Source organism: Stenotrophobium rhamnosiphilum, from assembly GCF_003052265.1.
Lineage (GTDB): Bacteria > Pseudomonadota > Gammaproteobacteria > Nevskiales > Nevskiaceae > Stenotrophobium > Stenotrophobium rhamnosiphilum.
On record NZ_QANS01000007.1, the window covers coordinates 69,068 to 87,126 of the forward strand.

Consider the following 18,059-nt stretch of genomic DNA (forward strand, 5'->3'; position numbering starts at 1 on the left):
ATAGCCTGTGGCTAGCGTTGTCGTAAGAAGTAAATATGCTTTGCTTATTCATTTTTGTAATTAACACCCGGAGTACGTTATGGCGGACGAAGTAGCCCCACAAACCTTGGGCGACCAAGCAGCACGGCAATTAGCGAATGCAACCAAAACGGTTGCGCAATATTCAGTTATTACGCCGCGTTGGCTCGTACATCTGCTGCAATGGTTACCGGTTGAAGCGGGCATTTACCGCGTCAACAAAGTTAAAAATCCTGCGGATGTGAAAACCGCTTGCACGGTGCGCGAGAACGGTCAGTTGCCGGACTCATTTGTTAACTACGAAGAAAGACCACGCGAATATTTCCTCAACGCGGTTTCGACCAAGCTCAACATCCACACGCGGGTTTCGGATCTTTATTCGAGCCCGCATGATCAGATCAAAGAACAGCTGCGTCTGACGATCGAAACGATCAAAGAGCATCAGGAAAGCGAACTGATCAACAACCCGGACTACGGTTTGCTGGCCAGCGTTGCCGACAGCCAGCGCATTCTGCCCTTGACTGGTGCGCCGACGCCGGATGATCTCGATGAACTGCTGACCAAAGTTTGGAAAGAACCTGCGTTCTTCCTCACGCATCCTTTGGCGATTGCTGCTTTCGGTCGCGAATGCACACGTCGTGGCGTGCCGCCTCCAACGGTGAGCTTGTTTGGTGCGCAGTTCCTCACCTGGCGCGGTATTCCGCTGATTCCTAGCGACAAGATTCCGGTTGCCGATGGCAAATCGAAAATCTTGCTGATCCGCGTTGGTGAAAAGCGTCAGGGTGTTGTTGGCTTGTTCCAGCCTGGTTTGCCGGGCGAACAGAATCCAGGTTTGTCTGTGCGTTTGATGGGCATTGATCAGCACGCCATCGCGTCGTATCTGATCTCGCTGTATTGCTCGCTCGCCGTCCTCACCGACGACGCCATCGCTCTGCTGGATGATGTGGAAGTCAACAAGTTCCATGACTACCCAGATACCTACAAGTAGCCCCAGCGCCGCGAGCGGTCTCGCAGGCGTTCCGGATTTGGATTCACTCACCGCACTCGCCAACCAGTTTTTTACTGCGTTGCCGGGTGCGGGGATTCCCAATACGAATCTAGATTCGCAATTCCCTGCGTCGCCATCGCGTCCTGTGAGCATTGCACTGCCGGGCTTGCCCGGCGTTCCAACGTTGCCGCAGGCGAATCAATTGCCGCTAGCAACGTCGCTGCCGTATTCGCCGCCTGTTGCGGTGTCGCAACCAGCAGCGGCATCGCTGGCAACGCCACCTTCAGTGATTACGCCGCGCGTGTTGCCAACGCAGGCGCAATCGCTGGATGCGCATGCAGTCACAACAACGACTTCACCAGCCATCACACGTGGCGGCCCAGCCTTGGGCGTGCCTGAGGCTTACGCTGCGGGTGTGCCCGTTGTGGCGCCAGTACCAGCGGTGAGTGATGCAGCGATTCCTTCAGGCAATGCTGCTGCGCCGACGTCATTGGCTCCAGCAAGTCCGTTCTATTTTTTGAACGAAGGTAATGGTGCGCCGCAGGCGCGTGGGCAGTCGCAAGACATCGACGTGCCTCGTTCGAATCTGCCTTTTGATTTGTCAGCGTTGTCGTCGCCTATCGCGCCGGCTGCTCCAATTGCTCCGTCTGTATCGGCAGCGCCGTCTGTGCCATCAGCTCCGTCGACTCCGACGGTTGCTGGAGCACCAACGCCACCGAATTCACCCGCGCCTTCTTCGCCGTATTACTTTGTTGGTGAATCAAGTTCGTATCCGTCAGTTGCGACTCCGATCAAGGAAGAGCCTGCGGCAACGCCTTCGTTCTCATCGAATGGCATCTTCGATGTGCACGCGATTCGTCGTGATTTCCCGATTCTGCAAGAACGCGTCAACGGTCGTCAGTTGGTTTGGTTTGACAACGCTGCAACGACGCAGAAACCGCAGGCGGTGATTGATCGCATTGCACACTTCTACGCACACGAGAATTCAAACATTCATCGTGCTGCGCATGAGTTGGCTGCACGTGCGACGGATGCTTATGAAGGTGCGCGCAACAAGGTCGCGCGTTTCATCGGCGCGAGTTCTCCAGAAGAAATTATTTTTGTACGCGGCGCGACCGAGGCCATCAACCTTGTAGCGCAAAGCTGGGGCTGGCAGAACATTGGTGAAGGCGACGAGATCATCGTTTCCAATCTCGAGCATCACGCCAATATTGTTCCTTGGCAGATGCTGGCAGCAGAGAAGGGCGCCAAGCTGCGCGTGATTCCGGTGGATGATACTGGGCAAGTGCGGCTCGACGAGTATCAAAAGCTGCTGAACGATCGCACCAAGATTGTTGCTGTCACTCAGGTCTCCAACGCGCTAGGCACTGTCGTGCCAGTGAAAGAAATTATTGAACTCGGCCATCGTGCCGGCGCAAAAGTTTTGATCGATGGCGCGCAATCGGTTTCGCATCTGCGCGTTAACGTGCAGGCGCTGGATGCTGACTTCTTCGTGTTCTCCGGCCACAAGATTTTTGGGCCGACGGGCATTGGCGTTGTCTACGGTAAGCGCGAGATTCTTGAAGACATGCCGCCGTATCAAGGCGGCGGCAACATGATCGAAGACGTGACCTTCGACAAGACCATCTATCACGGTCCTCCTGCGCGCTTTGAAGCAGGCACTGGCAACATTGCCGATGCTGTTGGCCTTGGCGCTGCGCTGGATTATCTGGATCGCATTGGCTTGGAGAATGTGGCGCGTTACGAGCACGAGTTGCTGGAATACGGCATGCATCATCTGCGTGGCGTTCCCGGGCTGCGCTTGATTGGCACGGCCAAAGAGAAAACTAGTGTGATGTCGTTTGTACTTGATGGCTTCAAGACTGAAGAAGTCGGCAAGGCGCTTAATCAAGAAGGCATTGCTGTCCGTTCTGGACATCACTGCGCGCAGCCAATTCTGCGTCGCTTTGGTGTTGAGGCGACGGTGCGGCCATCCATCGCGTTCTACAACACGCATGAAGAGATTGATCGACTGATTACTACTTTGCATCGCTTGGTGGGTCAGCGGCGTTAAATGTGGCTGGAGTTTGAATGGCGGTGTTGGCTCAGCTAACACCGCTATTTTTTTGCCCGCCGCATTTGTTTTAAAAAGTTGATAAATGTTTATTATCAAACAATAAAAAACATCCTTGATCGCTACGGCTTCTCGCTTTAGGGTGGCGGCCACTTTCTCCCGCATTCACAGCTAACGCTCGTATGACAATTTTTGACCGCATCATTGCCGGACAACTTCCAGCCAGCTTTGTGTATCAGGACGATATTTGCATCGCATTCCTAGATATCAGCCCGATGACGCGTGGACACACACTGGTGGTGCCGCGCCGCTCTGTGCCAACGCTGGATCTCCTCGACGCTGCAACGCGCGCGCACTTGCTGGAAGTGGTGCAGAAGGTCGGGGCGGCACAGCGGAAGGGCTTAGGCAGCCTCGCACAGCACTTGCTGGTGAATGACGGCAAGGACGCGAGCCAGAGCGTGCCGCACGTGCATATCCACGTGATTCCGCGTTACAGCGGCGACATGCTGCACACGATCACGCGAATGATCTGGCACGTGACCACGCTAGCGATTCCGCGCCGCGAGACTGTGGCACGCCGCGCAGAGCTTGATCGCGTCGCAGAGAAGATCCGCGGCGCGATCGGTGCTCAAACACGCTACTGAGGCGCTGCGTTTGGATCTGGCTGTGGTTTCGGTGCTGGAGTGGCAGAAGCAGCGGTGATCAGGTCCTGTGCACGGCCGCAGGCCTGTGCCCAAGCAAGGCGCATCGCAGGTAACTGGGCATCATCGGCGTTGGCATTCTCGACTGCGCGCACTTTCTGCTTATGCATGGCGCATTCAGCGCGGGCTTTGGTGATTTCCGTGGCGGTGGGCTTTGCGTCGTCTGCATAAAGGGGCATCGCGAGTGGCGATAGCATGCAGACCAGCAACGCAGTAGTGCTACCTAGTTTGCGCAAAATTTGCGCAGAGGGGCGTGAAATCCTGTTCATAGCGACGATCTCCATGATTTATAGCGCGAGTAACGATTGCGCTGCTGGAGGGTACACCCAACTGTCGTAAGCAGGGCTTAATCCTGCGTTGGTGTTTCACGCTTTAAGTGATCCAATTTAATCTTCGCAGCAGCAGTTTCTGCAGCGTCTAACTGCTTCTTTGCCTTGGTACGGCCGAACTTTATGCGATTTTCAGCCGCTTGCTGATCAGCATCTTTTCGAGCTTTAAGTTTGCGTACTTTATTGAGATTTACGACCTTACTCATGACCGTTGCGCTGTCGTGGAAAGACCCATCCTAAGCCTTTGTATTGATCATTTGGGGCGAAATGCCGTGCTGCACAATCAGAAAAACTCGACAAACGGTTGTAATAAGGCGCAAAGTGCGAAGCGCATCCGTTTGAGTACGTTTTTGTAGTTTCGTTAAACCGGCTGTTTTTCCGGTGTTACGTGTTTCAGACTACCTTCTTGATCGCTTGCAGTACGCGGGGAAACCCGTATTTATGTTTTATTTCGTAGGAGAGTTTCATGTCTGACGTATCGACCGGCACAGTAAAGTGGTTCAACGACGCTAAAGGCTTCGGCTTCATCACCCCTTCAGAAGGCGGCGAAGATCTTTTTGCGCATTTCAAAGAAATTCAGGGCGGCACGGGCTTCAAGACCCTCGCCGAAGGCCAGCGCGTTGAGTACAAAGCAGCTCGCGGCCCTAAGGGCATGCAGGCGACTCAGATTCGCCCTCTGTAAGCCTTAGCTGTAAACGTTTCAAAACTAAACCCCAGCTTAGGCTGGGGTTTTTTTATGCACACGATGTGCTGTATCCCGTGGGCGCATGGATGCGCAGGAACGGGATCGGTGGGAGCCTTGATGCCATCATTTAATGGTCAGCGCACGAGCGACGCGGTGGGAGTCTAGATGCCATCGCTTATGGGAACGCGAAAGAGCGGAGGCCCCCGAGCAGAGATGTCATCTCTTGTAGGAGCGCGCAGGAACGGGATTCTCTCCCCAAATGCAGGGTCACTAATAGGCCGCGCAGGAGTAGTGCTTCCAGCCCCCTTTACCCTTCGCAACCCTCAAAACCCCCACATTCATTTCCAATTCAGCAGCCCAGCGTAGCTTGGTCACCAGCGCCGAATATCGGTGTAGGAGATAGGATCATGAAACGCACGCTGATTTGCACTGCCCTCACACTCACCTTGGCAACACTGCCGCTGGTTTCAGAAGCTCGCGATGATGATCGCGGCAACGGAAATGGGCGCGGTGGTTATTCCCACGATAACGGACGTGGCCACGGTAATTCCTACCGCGGTCAGCGAAACGACTATCGCGGCGACAATCGTGGTCATGGCAATTATGGTCATGGAAATTACTACGGCGGCCACAGCGGTGGACGCGTAGATGTACTTCCATGGCTCTTAGGCGCGGCCGCGATCGGCGCAGTGGTCTCGATCGGGAGTAGCCCGACGTATTACGAAAGCACCACGTACTACGACGCGCCTCCGCCACCGCCGTCGCGGGTGTACTACGGTACGCCGAGCTACGGTTACGCAACGCCGCAGACTTGCACGTACTACCCTGACGGCTCGAGCTACTGCCGTTAATGCAGTAATGCATTAAAGACATGCCCGATCAGCAAATCCGCTGATCGGGCATTTTTATTTAGGCAGCAGGTAGATTTTCGCTGAGCTGAGCAATCAGCTTGCGCTTCATCGGAATCACCCAGCTTTGCTTCAGCTGTGCAGAGAGCAGGCCAGCGCCTTCGAGTTCATCGCACAAACGCATCTGATGCGCGAGATCGAAGAGATCGAGCTGATAAGTGAATAAACCATCGTCACCGACGGTGATAAACGACACGCCCGGCGTTTGGAAATAGCTGCCATCGGCACGCATGCCCGGGCCGCGGTTCCACCAATGCGTGATGATGCGATTGCCGTGCGTGGTGTATCGCTCAATTGGAAAGCTCCAGCCTTCCCAGCCCACCAGCATGTCGCGACCGTAATGCGTGGCGCGGATTTCATCACGGCTCTTTGCATGCACATGCATGGTGCCGGCGTATTCGCAAACATATTCGCAATTTTGCGCGTAGAACTTATCGGCAATCCATGCCCACTCGTTGCGGCGCGCAGCCTCAACAAAGGCGTCCTGCATTTCCGCTGCGCGTGCTTCCAGCTGATCTTTGCTGATCATGTTGTATCTCCCCTGAATGCTTAGTGGCCAGATTGTGCCACGCGATCTACGACACGCATCTACTCCCACTGGACCAGTAGAATGAATGCGAGAGTAGGGCACACAGCGTAAAAAGCGCGGCCGCCGGATTTCATTTCAATGACATCGAAATCCGGAACAATGATTGGCAACAAGCATGAGCTTTGGGAGAGGCGGGATGGCAACAAGACGTGATTTCATTCTCGGCGTTGGCGCAGTCGGCGTGACGCTGGCGGGTTGTGGCAGCGATCCTGTTGCGGTTGGCGATGGATCAGGCACGCCACCAGAAGTCCCAAAGGATTTTGATTTCCCCACGATTACGCCATTGCCGTTTGCGCATGGTGTGGCCAGCGGTGATCCACTGAAAGATCGCGTGATTATCTGGACGCGCGTGACCGAAGTCGTGCAGAGCGCCAGTGCAATTCCTGTGAGCTGGAAAGTTGCGACTGATCCGACGATGAAGACTGTTGTGAAATCCGGCTCGCAAAGCACGAATGCTGATCGTGACTGGACTGTGAAGGTCGATGTAGTCGGCCTATTGCCCGCGACAACTTATTACTACCAGTTCAAGGCGCTTGGCTTTCCTTCGATTGTTGGTCGCACACGTACGGCGCCCGCCACTGCGGTTGAATCAATTCGCTTCGCAGTGCTGTCGTGTTCCAGTTACTGGTCCAGCTATTGGAGTGGTCTGGCTCACATCGCTAAGCGCAATGATCTTGATCTGGTGGTGCATTGCGGCGATTACATTTATGACTTCGTTGATGAGGACGAAACTGTTCGCGCGCGTAACGATAAAAAAGATACAGCGCACCCGGATTATCGTGACTGGTTAAATCTCACTGAATTACGTCGTCGCTACGCGCTGTATCGCGCAGAGCCGAGCAATATGCGTGCGCATCAGCAACATCCTTGGTTCATCGTCTGGGATAACCACGATATCGATGAAGATTACGGCAATGAATTAACGACGCCCTTCGATGCAGAGAAGAGCACAACCACACTCGCGCAAACCACGCAGGCTTTCTGGGAGTGGACACCGTCGCGTCCCTTGAAGGCGGATGGCTCCGGTGAATTTATTCTGGTCAACGACGGCAGCTATCCCGCACCGCAAGACAGCAAGCTTGTTTGGCGTCATCTCCCTTACGGACCGATGTTGGATGTGATCGGTATCGATACGCAGATTGGTTTGCCCGGCCATGGATTGACGATGGACAGCTCGCATCTGTCTTCCGGAAATAGTTTGATGGGTCGGCCGCAATTCGAATGGCTGACCAAGACGATGCTTCAGTCGTCACAAGCTGGCGTGACGTGGCGCTTCGTCAACAATCAAACTTGGCTCGCGCCTGCGGATATTCCGGATGTTGTTGATGGCGTTGCAACACCGAAGCTCGGCCTCACGCGCTGGCCGGATTACACCGAAGAACGCGCTGCATGGTTCCAATATTTGCGCGGCAGTAATTCAGCTAGCACGCGTGTGCGAAATAACATCGTTGTGTCTGGCGATACCCACGGCAATTGGGGCTCAGACCTCATCGAAGATACGAATCTGATTGGCGAATACTTGCCGGGCGTACCCTTGCCGAATCTTCGTCAAGGCTCAACGCCTGCCAATTTCCCTGCAGGTTTTGGTCGTATTGGCACGGGCAATCTGGGGCCATTGAATCTGCGTGGAACTTCCGTCGGCGTTGAATTCGCGCCCACCTCAATGGGCCGCGGTGGCGCTGATGAAATAGTGGCGAATACGTTGAAGCTGCCGCCAGGTTCAGCACCGACAGTGATTGGTGCGCGTGCGATTGAATTGGCGTTGATTACCGCGAACAAGAATTGCCAGTTCATTGAATGGGTCGATCACGGCTACGGCATCGTCCACATCGCGGCTGATCGCGCGGTGTTTGAGTATTGGTGGCAAGACAAACTCACGCCCAACTCGCCCGATGTGTTGGGCCGTCAGATGATTGCCTGGGCACAAGAAGACAGCAGCGGTTTGGTCGGCAAATTCCAAGACCAATTGAACGAAGTCTCGATGTTTGGCCTGAGCGTAGAGCCTACCAGCGGCACGCGTACCGCTGTGCCTGCACCTGAGGGCGTTCTGAAGCCTGCGTAGCGCTATCTACGCAGGCGGGTGGCAATGCCGTTCGTCTGCGTGGAAAGACCGTTCGTGAGCGGTATCGGTCGAACTGATCCGTTCATCTGTCATGTGCCCACAAGCAATAAGTGCAGTGAGAGTATGGCTTCGCACCCCTAAGTGCTGCCTGTTTTCTCCCTGAGCTCAGGCATTCCGTTCCTGCTCCCCCATGTGCAGACGGATCCTATTGGGCGGCCTGACGGCCGCCCGTTTTTATGTACAGGATGTACTGTACCCCGCGGCGGCAGGATGCCGAGGAGCGGGGTTCTCGCCCCACGCGCTGGTCTCTATTACAGACCACGCAGGAACGGGATTCTCACCCCAAGAACAGACATAAATAAATGGCCGCGCAGGAGCGACGCGGTCAGCGAACTAGATGTCCTCTATTTCAGAGCGCGCAGGAGTGGAGTTCTCGCCACGCTCACTACCATCCCTAAATGGCCGCGCAGTGCAGCGATTCCCTCTCTCGTACGCCCCAGCTAATAAGCGTGAAAACTACGCCACCGGCTCACAAACAAACCCAAGCCTCCCAGCCAACTCCGCAGCATCCACGCGAGTAACACTCACCGCGCGCTCCCCAACAAACAAGCGCAACTCCGTACTCTCCCCAGAATCCAAATTCAGCGCCGCCTCAAGCTGCTCTTCATCAACAACCTCACCATCCACATGCAGCCGCTCCAACGCCCAATTCAAATCCTGATCATCGAGCACGCCAGGCCCATGTTCAGTAGAAAGCGTGAGCGCACCATGCTCATCTAGAAACGCTGCACTCGCTTGTAAAACGAGCAACTCAGTGTGAGTGATTAATTTTCCATCGCCATCAATGCGCAAAATCAGCGGCGCATATTCCAGCTTCACATAGCCGCGCTGCGGTCCGTTCTGAAAAAACCAACGGCCTTGTTCATCCGCCGCGTAGTTGCGATTGATGGTGTCGATGATTTGTGGTCGTGTGATGACTTCGCCGCGTATCGTCCAGCGGCCTCGACGATCGAGTCCCATCCAGCCGAACACGGCCGGCACATTGGGCCACTTGGCAAGCGCGCGATAAACCCAGTCTTCCATGTGCTTAGTCTAACGCTACTGCAGCGTAGGGCCAGCGCCGCGCATGATCGTCACTTGATCATCCACACGCACTTCGCTATCCCACAAATACGACAGATGCGGATGTGCTGTACGCAATGTGGTCAGTGCAACGGGATCGTGTTGGAGGTGGTAGTCCATCCACGCAACAGAATAAATTTTGGCGATGTCGAAACCCCACTGCGCCGTAGGCAGTAGCGGATAGTTGGTCCACTGCGCATGCGATGAAGCTTCAGCGACGACGAAAGCGCGATCACCAGAAAGCTTCTCGTAAACGGGACGCACGATTGCAGGATTCACGAAGGGGATCGGCGCAACAGGGCCATCGTGATCGCCGGTCTGAATCATCGTTGGAATCGGATTTTTGTCGAAAGGCGCAGAGTCTTCACTGATTGGCGCAGCAGCGACGGCTGCGTGCAGTCGGGGCTCCACCGCTTGCAGACCTAACGTTGTGATGGCCCCAAGACTGTGGCCGATAACGCCAGTACGATTCTTGTCCAACACGCTGCGCACGGGAGAGTCATGCAGCAGATAAGTGAGTGCGTCTTGCGAGTCCGTGATGTTGGTGCCGGTGTCGTTGGCAACGCGATCACCCGAATGACCTTGCCCTGCAAAATCGAATGCAAAAACCAGATAGCCCGCATCCGCAAAAGCCTGATGCCACCAGCGATACATCGCCAGATTCGTCATCACGCCTTCCAAGGCAAGGATCGAAGCAAACGGTCCGGCAGTCGGCGGCACAGTGCCGCGCTTAGGCAACACGATTTCGCCATATAACGAAGTGCCGTAACGATTCTTGAAAGTCACCGGCACAATCGCAACGCCTTCGTTGTAGTAAGGGCTGCCGTACCAGTTGTAGACCTGATTGATGCGCGAACCATCTTGCAACTGCGCGAGTGTCGCGCGGACGGTGAAGGCGAGCAGCACAGGGTCGGTGATGTCGCGAATCGTTGTGCCAAGTGCGACGGGATCAAACAAGCGCGCGACTGCGTTCAGTGGCAGAACAGCGGCGAGTGCATCAACGTTCGTGATCACCGCTTCCACTTCAGCGGGAGCAGGCGGTGGGTTTTCACCGGTCCGGAAAGCGGGCCATTCGGTGAGCGCAGCATCAGGCGATGAACTGCTCGTGCAGGCGGCGAGCAGTGTCACCAAACTCAAAAATATTACTCGCAGTACAAAGTTGCGACTCTCGCCAATACGCATCTGGATTGCCTCTTCCTAAAGTGTCAGAGGTCTTAAGCCTCTGTTCTGATGGCCGTCAGGATATCAGCGAGGACGAAGGCGAGAGCTAGTAAATTCCCGTCTGCGAGCGCAGACGGGAAGGGTGCGTCTTAGTCGCGTTCCAGCACTTCGATGATGTGATAACCGAAGCGTGAGTGAACCGGGCCATGCACCGTGCGCAGTGGCGCAGTGAAAGCGACGCGATCAAACTCTGGCACCATCTTGCCCGGCTCAAAGCTGCCGAGATTGCCGCCGTTGCGAGCAGACGGGCAGGTGGAGTTCTGTGCGGCGAGCAAACCAAACTCCGCGCCGTTGCGCAGCTGGGTCATCAGTTTGCGGCACAGTTCGTCAGACGAAACGAGGATGTGGCGGGCAGTGGCTTGCGGCATAAAAAATCCTTAATACGAAAAATGCAGTGGGCAACACCATAGTCAGCCGCATCCCAAGTTTCAATACCCTTACGGCCCTACCCATGGCCATTCGGCTGCCCAGAGCAATTTAGCCGGACGCAGTAGCTTTTTAAGTTGCGCTTCGGCCTTGCTGGCTTCACTGCGATCGGCGCAAGGCATCACGGCCACAACGCGCACAGGTTTGTGCATGCGAGTAAACGCGGCACCTTGGCCGCTGCAGTGTTTTGCGTAACGCGCTTCGACATCCACAGTAATGCCGGTGTAGATGCGGCTGCCCTTGCACTCCAGCATGTAAACAAACCAACTGGACGCGGCTTTGCTCATCGTGTCGAGATCAATCGAAGTGAAACGTGGTGAACTCATCAACACTGGCGCGTTCAGTGCGCAGCGTATTCACCTTTGCAGATTCATCGGCATAACCCAAAGCCATGCCGCTGTAGATCAATTCGTTTTCACCCAAAGCAAAATGCGTTTTCAACGTCGTGCGCAGAGTGCCCCAGAACTCCTGAAAGCAAGTCGACAGACCGCGCTCCGTTGCAGCCAGAGCGAGCGACTGCATGAACATGCCGAGATGCGCCCACTGGCCATGACCCATGCGCGTATCAATGACAAAGAACATACCGACTGGCGCGCCAAAGAATTCAAAGTTGCGCGCGAGCTGCGTAAGACGCCCCACTTTGTTCTCACGCGGAACGCCGAGCAACTCGTACATATCTTCGCCAACCTTGAAGCGGCGGCTGCGGTAGGGCTCCCAAAGATTGGCGGGATACACCGGTTTGTCGGCATCTTCATTCGGAAACATGCCGGGATAATTTTTTGCTTTGCTGATCACTGCTTGCTGCGCAGCGCCAGAAACCACAATCACTTTCCATGGCTGTAGATTGCCACCGGATGGCGACCAGCGCGCAGCGTCAAGCACTTCACGCACCAGCGCTTCTGGCACCGGCTTGGACTGATACGCGCGAATAGAAGTACGTTGCTTGAGCGCTTGCGTCACGCTGAGAGTATTGGAGTTCACTGTTGGGTCCTTAAATAGAATTCGTTGCACGCTAGCCCATGTGAGTGCGCGCTTTTTCCAGAAGCCATGTATGAAAAGCTGAGACTTCGGGTCGTGATAAAGCAGTTTCAGAAGCGATCACGTAATAAGAATTTTCAAGCAGCAATGGATGCTGTATCGCGATGACCACTTTGCCTGCTGACATTTCTGCGGCTGCGAGCAATGGGGAGGCGAGAATCACGCCCAGTCCGTCGGCAGCTGCATCTAACGCTAGTGTTGAGTGCTCAAACTGTAAGCCGCGACGCGCATCAACATCGCTTGCGCCGACATCGCGCAACCAACGCGCCCAAGTCGAGTTTGTGCGATCAGCATTGAGACCATCGCCGTGTAGAAGCGTTTGATGACGTAAGTCTGATGGTGTTTGCAGTGGGTGCGGTCCGAGCAAAAGCTGCGGATTACACATGGGCAAAACTTCAACACGAAAAAGTCGGTGTGCTTGTGGGCCTGCCAACTCTTCACTGGTAAAGAGGATATCGATATCGGGCGCTGCATTGCGCGACGTGTTTTTTTTGCGCCGCGTTTTGCCTTCGCTAGGCTCGGACGAGCGACTGTTGGCTGACACGCGAACATCAATGCCTGGATGCGCGAGCAAAAACTCGCGAAGGCGCGGCATCAACCAGCGCGATGCAAAGGTTGGCGAAGTGCCGACGGTTAGTTGCGGCGTTTGCTTCTGCGTGTGCAACTCCGCGACGGCTTGTGCAAGCGTTGCAAAACCCTTCTGAAGCAATGGCAGTGCGGCTTCGGCTTCAGCAGTAAGGCTGATCCGCTGACTCGTGCGCTTGAACAACTGCATGCCCAAACGTTCTTCGAGTTGCTTGATTTGATGAGTGATTGCAGCCGGCGTGACGAACAATTCTTCCGCTGCACGCTTAAAGCTGCGATGCCTCGCCACTGCTTCCAGTGCGCGTAAGGAATTGAGTGGCGGCAAATCGACGGGGTTCATGCCTCATAGGATAACGTGTCCTATTTAGAAAATCTAAACTTACTTCTAAGTAAATATCAATTGCTGCATCGCAACAATAGGCGTAAAAAGTGCGCCCTAGATTCAAGTTGGAGTTTCACATGTCCTTAATCACTGCCTTTGAAATCATCACGTTGGCCGGCGTTAGCCTCAGCCTTCTGGCCGTCATTATGTTCGAAATGGGCGATTCCATCGTTGACCAGAAGCGCGTGGCATTAGGCCGCAAACCGCTGATCAAGCCTGCACGCCGCGTGACCGATGTTATGGCCGCTGCCGCCAACAACCAGCTGGTTGACCTGCCTAAGGCCGCTTAATCGCACAAGTTTATGTAGTACCTATCGGATTCCCCCAATCTCGATAGTCCCCCGCAGCAAGTTCTCCTCCAATTTCCCCTCACCTGGCAACAGCTGAGGGGATTTTTTATGGACAGGAAGTCCTGTACCCCACGGGCGCAGGATGCGCGGGAGTGGGGTTCTCGCCCCGCTCACTGAGCTCTCAAAAAGAAAAATGCGCAGGAGGGGAGGCGTCGGCGCCGTGATGTCACCTCCAAAAGAGAAAGCGCTGGAGCGGAGGCCTCTCCCCACGCACTGAACTCTCAAAAAGAAAAATGCGCAGGAGGGGAGGCGTCGGCGCCGTGATGTCACCTCCAAAAGAGAAAGCGTTGGAGCGGAGGCCTCTCCCCAGCCACTGAACTCTCAAAAAGATGGGGCTCTCTCCTCCTGAGCCAAATATCTAAACGGCCATGTAGCACCCTCAGCCACTGTCCAAACTCCTGCAGATTCTGCCGAGAACCCCCGTAGCGGTTCCTCGAATATCGCCTCTAGTTTCATAGGGAAAACAGTTCCCGGTGCGCTCGCGTATCCGAAAAACGGTTGGCCCTTCGTGATTTAAAGACGATAGAGATCTGCTGCCATGTCATTTGAACTGAATAAAAAGCTGGCCGCCAAACGCGCGCCGCTGGAAACCAAAGCGACTGTTGATCCGGTGACCGCGAGCATCATCCGCGGCGCCTTCGAAACGGTTTGTTTTGAAGCCGCGACCCATCTGGGCCGCGCCGCTTCCTCGCCCATCATCAATCAATCGAACGAGCGCAACGGCAGCATCATCGATGCGCATGGTCGTCTCGCTGGCGTATCCGTCGGCACGCCACATCTGGTGTTCATCTCCCAGCTTGCTGTGCGTTACGGCCTCGAATTTTTCAAAGATTACGATTGGGGTCCGGGCGACGTATTCGTGGGCAACGATCCGGATTACGGCGGCGGACATTTGCCTGACTACAACGTCTATGCGCCAGTGTTTGATAAAGACGGCAAGCTCGTTCTGATTCAAGCACTGCAGGCGCATCAAGGTGACACCGGTGGTAAAACGCCCGGCGGCTTTACGCTCGACGCGACGGACATCTTCACTGAAGGCTTGGCGATTCCATGTTTGAAACTTGTGCATCGCGGCCAGAAGCGCGCCGATGTCATCAAGCTACTCGAACGTAACAATCGCTTCCCATCATTCGCAGGCGATCTCGCCGCAATGATCGGCGCCGTGCAGCACTGCGTGAAGCTGCTCGAAGATGTCATCAACAAGTGGGGCGCTGATGTTGTTAAGGCAGCGGTCAACTACAACATCGATCACACCGAGAAGCGCTTCCGCGAAGAAATCTCCAAGTGGCCGGATGGTTCCTACGAAGCTGAAGTACTGATTGATCACGACACACTCGGCACTAAGGACGTCAAAGTCCATGTGACCTGCACGGTGAAGGGCGATCAACTCACCGTCGATCTCACCGGTTCTGATGACCGTCAGAATCTGGTCGGCGTATGGAACACCTTCGCCAACAGCCGTGGCTACGCGATGGTGCAGATCGCGTCGATGATTGATCCGGGCATCATTAAGAACGAAGGTTTGTTCCACGCGGTAGAACTCATCCTCCCTGAAAACACCATCGTGCATCCGGGCATCAACAAGCCCGCAGCACTCGGCTCGTTCCATCCAGCGGTAGAAATCATCGAAGCCATTTGCGTTGCGATGGCGAGCGCGGTGCCAGAACGTTCGACGCCACAGGTTTACAAAATCGGCATGCCGAACGCCGTTATTGGCTTCGATAAGAACGGCATGATGTGGATGGATCAAGGCGTCGATGCGCGCTCGATGGATTCGTCTGCGGTGAAGGACTTCGATGGTTGGGGTTCATCTTGCGTTGGTCTTGGCAATCTCCTGTTGTCAGAAGCAGAAGACGCCGAGAGCCGTTTCCCAATCATCAACATCAGTCGTGAGATGACGATTGATACCGGCGGCCCCGGCCAATGGCGCGGTCAGCCCGGCAGCTTGAACAGCAAACAGATTCTCGAACCGACGATGGCGATGGCGTGGATGGTTTCATCTGAACATCCGCTGCGCGGCATGTGCGGTGGCGATGACGCGGGCCCTTACTCCAATCACTTCGAAGTCGGCACCGAACGCGAACGAAAAATTGAACTGACCACGCAGGCGCAGCTGCCAGCGGGTGCTGTCATTGCGTATCAGCACGGCGGTGGTGGGGGTTTTGGTTCCGCAATTCTGCGCGATCCAGAAGCGGTGAAAGATGATGTGCTCGACGAAAAAGTCAGCCTCAAGGCCGCACGCGAAAGATACGGCGTTGTTTTGAAAGGAACGCTTGAAGAGTACGACCTTGAAGTCGACGTGGTGGCCACCGTCGCAGCCAGAACACAGATGAAAGCAGCGCAACAAGCTGCAGCAGCGGGGAGCAAGCAGTGAGCTATCGCGTAGGTATCGACATTGGCGGCACGTTCACCGACTTCGCATTGTTGAAGTCGTCGGAAGTGGTGCTGCATAAAAATCTGAGCACGCCGGAAGATCGCTCCATAGGAGTGATGACGGGCCTGAAGAAACTCGCAGACATTGAAGGCCTGTCGCTCGGTGATTTCCTAAATAAGTGCGATGCCATCGTGCATGGCACCACGGTTGCCGACAACACGCTGATCGAAATGAATGGCGCTGTCACTGGGCTGATTACGACCGAAGGCTTCCGCGACGAAATCGAATATCGTCGCGGTTACAAGGAAGATATCTGGGATGTTCGTCTGCCGCCGCCCAAGGAAATCACGCCGCGCCGCCGCCGCCTCACAGTGCCAGAGCGCATCCTGTTCAACGGCACAGTCCATAAAGAGCTAGACGAAGCTGCAGTACGTGAATGCTGCCGCCGCTTCAAGAAACAGAACGTCGAATCCGTTGCGATCTCTTTGATCTTCTCTTTTGTGAACACCGTTCACGAAAAACGCGTTGCAAAAATCGTGGCCGAAGAAATGCCTGGCGTACAGATCTCCTGCTCGCATGAAGTACTGCCGCGTGCGCCGGAATACGATCGCACCAGCACGACGGTTGTGAACGCCTACGTTGCGCCGCGCGTGAATTCGTATCTAGAGAAGCTCGTCGTTCGCCTCAAAGACGGTGGTTACAAACATCAGCTGATGGTGATGCAGGCCAGCGGTGGTGTGATGACAAAGGAATACATTGAAGGCGCACCGATTCGCGTGCTTGCCTCTGGCCCGGCTGGTGGTGTTATTGGTTCGGCACATGTTGGTGCAGCGAAGGGTTATCCGAATCTACTCTGCGTCGACATGGGCGGCACCTCATACGACATGTCGATGGTGATTGATGGCGCCGCACCGGCCGAAGTCGGTTGGAACATGCATCACCGCTATCTCGTCGGCGTGCCGATGGTGAAGGTTGAAACGCTGGGCGCGGGTGGCGGCTCCATCTGCCACGTTAACAATGGCGCACTCGAAGTGGGGCCAGCCTCTGCTGGTTCTGAGCCGGGGCCAATTTGCTATGGCCGTGGCGGTACACAGCCCACAATTACCGACGCGCTGTTGATGCTCGGCATTCTCTCTGCTGATGCGGGTTTTGCAGGTGGTAGCTTCTCGCTGAGCAAGACGGGCGTTGAGGAAGCCTTCAAGAAATTAGGCGATCAGATGGGATACAGCGCAGAAGCTGCTGCATTCGATTGCTGGCGTGTAGTGAATGCCAATATGAGTCAGGCCGTGCAAAGAACGGTCGCGGGCAAGGGAATTGATCCGAAAGATATGGTCATGCTCGCTTACGGCGGCAACGGCCCAGTCTTCGCCGCAGTCCAGGCTGAAGATCTGGGTATCGACAAAGTACTGGTGCCGAAAGCGTCGCCAACGTTCTCGGCGCTCGGCACCTTGGTCGCGAATCCCAGCATCGATGAAGAGCGTTCCTACATCGCACCCGCCAATGCACTCGATATCGCGAAACTGAATTCGCTATGGAGCGAACTCGAAGCACGTGCTGAAAAGTATTTCTCTGACGCCAAGTTCCCGGCGAACACGGTGACTTCGAAATATCAGATGAAGATGCGTTATCCAGGACAGAACTGGTCATTGGCTTTCGATGTGAAGGTTAATCCAGGTCTGCATGATCTCGCTTTCATCAACGAAGCCTTGAGTGCGCAAGCCATCGCTTCCTTCAACCAACGTCACACGGAAGAGTTTGGTCACGTGCGTGAGGGTGAGATGCCAGAGGTGACGGGTATTCGTCTCGTGACGACAGTCGAAACGCCGTCGCCAAAAATCATTAAGGGTACGACCGCGCCAGCTGTTGCAGGTAAGGCTGCAAAGACGCGTCGCGCCAATCTTGGTAAGGGTTACAGCGATACGCCGATTTTCTATGGCAAGGATCTTAAGCCCGGTTACGAAGTGACTGGCCCGGCCATCATCGAAGAGACTTTCACCACGATTGTTGTTTATCCGGGCTGGAAAGCGCACGTCGATGATGCGGGTGATTACGAGTTAACGCTGCTGAAGAAGTAAACCGAATACTTTCAAAAGAGACTCCCTCTCCCCGCATGCGGGGAGAGGGCCGGGGTGAGGGGCAGGCAAGTGGTGCGCCCTTTCGTGATAAGCCCCTCATCCCAGTCTTCTCCCCATCGTCATGGGGAGAAGGAGTCAACCGCAGTGCGTGAA

Annotated in this window: 18 protein-coding genes; 9 read left to right on the top strand and 9 right to left on the bottom strand. The window is 55.2% G+C overall.

The genetic code is table 11. The annotated features are described in order from the left end of the window. Positions 1-79 precede the first annotated feature (79 nt). From CJD38_RS16275 to CJD38_RS16285, 3 genes are all read left to right on the top strand, one after another. A complete protein-coding gene (locus tag CJD38_RS16275) occupies positions 80-1,006 on the top strand; it encodes a family 2A encapsulin nanocompartment shell protein (protein WP_107941442.1) in 927 nt (308 codons plus the stop codon). Beyond that, positions 981-3,059, top strand: coding sequence for a family 2A encapsulin nanocompartment cargo protein cysteine desulfurase (locus CJD38_RS16280; RefSeq protein WP_107941443.1), 2,079 nt, complete (start codon positions 981-983; stop codon positions 3,057-3,059). The genes CJD38_RS16275 and CJD38_RS16280 overlap by 26 nt, the downstream gene beginning before the upstream one ends. Before the next feature lie 182 nt (positions 3,060-3,241). Beyond that, positions 3,242-3,703 carry an HIT family protein gene (locus CJD38_RS16285; RefSeq protein WP_107941444.1) on the top strand — a complete coding sequence of 154 codons (462 nt, stop codon included), beginning with the start codon at positions 3,242-3,244 and terminating at the stop codon, positions 3,701-3,703. Here CJD38_RS16285 and CJD38_RS16290 read toward each other — a convergent pair. Further along, positions 3,697-4,029, bottom strand: coding sequence for a hypothetical protein (locus CJD38_RS16290; protein ID WP_146166008.1), 333 nt, complete (start codon positions 4,027-4,029; stop codon positions 3,697-3,699). The genes CJD38_RS16285 and CJD38_RS16290 overlap by 7 nt on opposite strands. A 77-nt stretch (positions 4,030-4,106) precedes the next feature. Continuing rightward, positions 4,107-4,295: a DUF4169 family protein gene (locus CJD38_RS16295; protein ID WP_107941446.1), complete on the bottom strand. Its 189-nt coding sequence runs from the start codon at positions 4,293-4,295 to the stop codon at positions 4,107-4,109. A gap of 260 nt (positions 4,296-4,555) precedes the next feature. Between CJD38_RS16295 and CJD38_RS16300 the strand changes: the two genes are divergently transcribed. Then, positions 4,556-4,771: a cold-shock protein gene (locus tag CJD38_RS16300; protein WP_107941447.1), complete on the top strand. Its 216-nt coding sequence runs from the start codon at positions 4,556-4,558 to the stop codon at positions 4,769-4,771. A gap of 410 nt (positions 4,772-5,181) precedes the next feature. Next, the gene (locus tag CJD38_RS16305; protein WP_107941448.1) at positions 5,182-5,625 is read left to right on the top strand and encodes a hypothetical protein; all 444 of its coding nucleotides are present in this window, start codon (positions 5,182-5,184) and stop codon (positions 5,623-5,625) included. Positions 5,626-5,683: 58 nt separating this feature from the next. On the opposite strand, the gene CJD38_RS16310 is transcribed toward CJD38_RS16305, so the two are convergent. Beyond that, the gene (locus CJD38_RS16310) at positions 5,684-6,211 is read right to left on the bottom strand and encodes a nuclear transport factor 2 family protein (RefSeq protein ID WP_107941449.1); all 528 of its coding nucleotides are present in this window, start codon (positions 6,209-6,211) and stop codon (positions 5,684-5,686) included. A gap of 196 nt (positions 6,212-6,407) precedes the next feature. On the opposite strand from CJD38_RS16310, the gene CJD38_RS16315 reads away from it, so the two are divergent. Continuing rightward, entirely contained in the window at positions 6,408-8,333 is a 1,926-nt protein-coding gene (locus tag CJD38_RS16315; protein WP_107941450.1) for an alkaline phosphatase D family protein, read from the top strand. A gap of 516 nt (positions 8,334-8,849) precedes the next feature. On the opposite strand, the gene CJD38_RS16320 is transcribed toward CJD38_RS16315, so the two are convergent. The 6 genes from CJD38_RS16320 to CJD38_RS16345 form a co-directional block, all read right to left on the bottom strand. Further along, a complete protein-coding gene (locus tag CJD38_RS16320) occupies positions 8,850-9,416 on the bottom strand; it encodes a DUF2946 family protein (RefSeq protein WP_107941451.1) in 567 nt (188 codons plus the stop codon). A gap of 15 nt (positions 9,417-9,431) precedes the next feature. Further along, positions 9,432-10,637, bottom strand: coding sequence for an alpha/beta hydrolase family protein (locus CJD38_RS16325; RefSeq protein WP_107941452.1), 1,206 nt, complete (start codon positions 10,635-10,637; stop codon positions 9,432-9,434). Between the two features lie 128 nt (positions 10,638-10,765). Beyond that, positions 10,766-11,044 carry a peptidylprolyl isomerase gene (locus CJD38_RS16330; protein ID WP_107941453.1) on the bottom strand — a complete coding sequence of 93 codons (279 nt, stop codon included), beginning with the start codon at positions 11,042-11,044 and terminating at the stop codon, positions 10,766-10,768. 69 nt (positions 11,045-11,113) lie between these two features. Continuing rightward, entirely contained in the window at positions 11,114-11,428 is a 315-nt protein-coding gene (locus tag CJD38_RS16335) for a GIY-YIG nuclease family protein (protein WP_206363042.1), read from the bottom strand. Continuing rightward, positions 11,400-12,083 (bottom strand): nitroreductase, encoded by a 684-nt coding sequence (locus CJD38_RS16340; protein ID WP_107941454.1) that lies wholly within the window; start codon positions 12,081-12,083, stop codon positions 11,400-11,402. The genes CJD38_RS16335 and CJD38_RS16340 overlap by 29 nt, the downstream gene beginning before the upstream one ends. 31 nt (positions 12,084-12,114) lie before the next feature. After that, positions 12,115-13,065 carry a LysR substrate-binding domain-containing protein gene (locus CJD38_RS16345; RefSeq protein WP_107941455.1) on the bottom strand — a complete coding sequence of 317 codons (951 nt, stop codon included), beginning with the start codon at positions 13,063-13,065 and terminating at the stop codon, positions 12,115-12,117. 119 nt (positions 13,066-13,184) lie between these two features. Between CJD38_RS16345 and CJD38_RS16350 the strand changes: the two genes are divergently transcribed. From CJD38_RS16350 to CJD38_RS16360, 3 genes are all read left to right on the top strand, one after another. After that, a complete protein-coding gene (locus CJD38_RS16350; RefSeq protein ID WP_107941456.1) occupies positions 13,185-13,397 on the top strand; it encodes a hypothetical protein in 213 nt (70 codons plus the stop codon). Between the two features lie 598 nt (positions 13,398-13,995). Then, entirely contained in the window at positions 13,996-15,831 is a 1,836-nt protein-coding gene (locus CJD38_RS16355; RefSeq protein WP_107941457.1) for a hydantoinase B/oxoprolinase family protein, read from the top strand. Continuing rightward, a complete protein-coding gene (locus tag CJD38_RS16360) occupies positions 15,828-17,906 on the top strand; it encodes a hydantoinase/oxoprolinase family protein (protein WP_107941458.1) in 2,079 nt (692 codons plus the stop codon). The genes CJD38_RS16355 and CJD38_RS16360 overlap by 4 nt, the downstream gene beginning before the upstream one ends. Positions 17,907-18,059: the final 153 nt, after the last annotated feature.

Bases quoted from the DNA above. Each gene is read 5' to 3' on its own strand.
- CJD38_RS16300 (WP_107941447.1), top strand. From the start codon at position 4,556: ATGTCTGACGTATCGACCGGCACAGTAAAGTGGTTCAACGACGCTAAA.
- CJD38_RS16315 (WP_107941450.1), top strand. From the start codon at position 6,408: ATGGCAACAAGACGTGATTTCATTCTCGGCGTTGGCGCAGTCGGCGTG.
- CJD38_RS16320 (WP_107941451.1), bottom strand. From the start codon at position 9,416: ATGGAAGACTGGGTTTATCGCGCGCTTGCCAAGTGGCCCAATGTGCCG.
- CJD38_RS16350 (WP_107941456.1), top strand. From the start codon at position 13,185: ATGTCCTTAATCACTGCCTTTGAAATCATCACGTTGGCCGGCGTTAGC.
- CJD38_RS16280 (WP_107941443.1), top strand. From the start codon at position 981: ATGACTACCCAGATACCTACAAGTAGCCCCAGCGCCGCGAGCGGTCTC.
- CJD38_RS16345 (WP_107941455.1), bottom strand. From the start codon at position 13,065: ATGAACCCCGTCGATTTGCCGCCACTCAATTCCTTACGCGCACTGGAA.
- CJD38_RS16290 (WP_146166008.1), bottom strand. From the start codon at position 4,029: ATGAACAGGATTTCACGCCCCTCTGCGCAAATTTTGCGCAAACTAGGT.
- CJD38_RS16295 (WP_107941446.1), bottom strand. From the start codon at position 4,295: ATGAGTAAGGTCGTAAATCTCAATAAAGTACGCAAACTTAAAGCTCGA.
- CJD38_RS16325 (WP_107941452.1), bottom strand. From the start codon at position 10,637: ATGCGTATTGGCGAGAGTCGCAACTTTGTACTGCGAGTAATATTTTTG.
- CJD38_RS16330 (WP_107941453.1), bottom strand. From the start codon at position 11,044: ATGCCGCAAGCCACTGCCCGCCACATCCTCGTTTCGTCTGACGAACTG.
- CJD38_RS16355 (WP_107941457.1), top strand. From the start codon at position 13,996: ATGTCATTTGAACTGAATAAAAAGCTGGCCGCCAAACGCGCGCCGCTG.
- CJD38_RS16285 (WP_107941444.1), top strand. From the start codon at position 3,242: ATGACAATTTTTGACCGCATCATTGCCGGACAACTTCCAGCCAGCTTT.
- CJD38_RS16310 (WP_107941449.1), bottom strand. From the start codon at position 6,211: ATGATCAGCAAAGATCAGCTGGAAGCACGCGCAGCGGAAATGCAGGAC.
- CJD38_RS16305 (WP_107941448.1), top strand. From the start codon at position 5,182: ATGAAACGCACGCTGATTTGCACTGCCCTCACACTCACCTTGGCAACA.
- CJD38_RS16275 (WP_107941442.1), top strand. From the start codon at position 80: ATGGCGGACGAAGTAGCCCCACAAACCTTGGGCGACCAAGCAGCACGG.
- CJD38_RS16335 (WP_206363042.1), bottom strand. From the start codon at position 11,428: ATGAGTTCACCACGTTTCACTTCGATTGATCTCGACACGATGAGCAAA.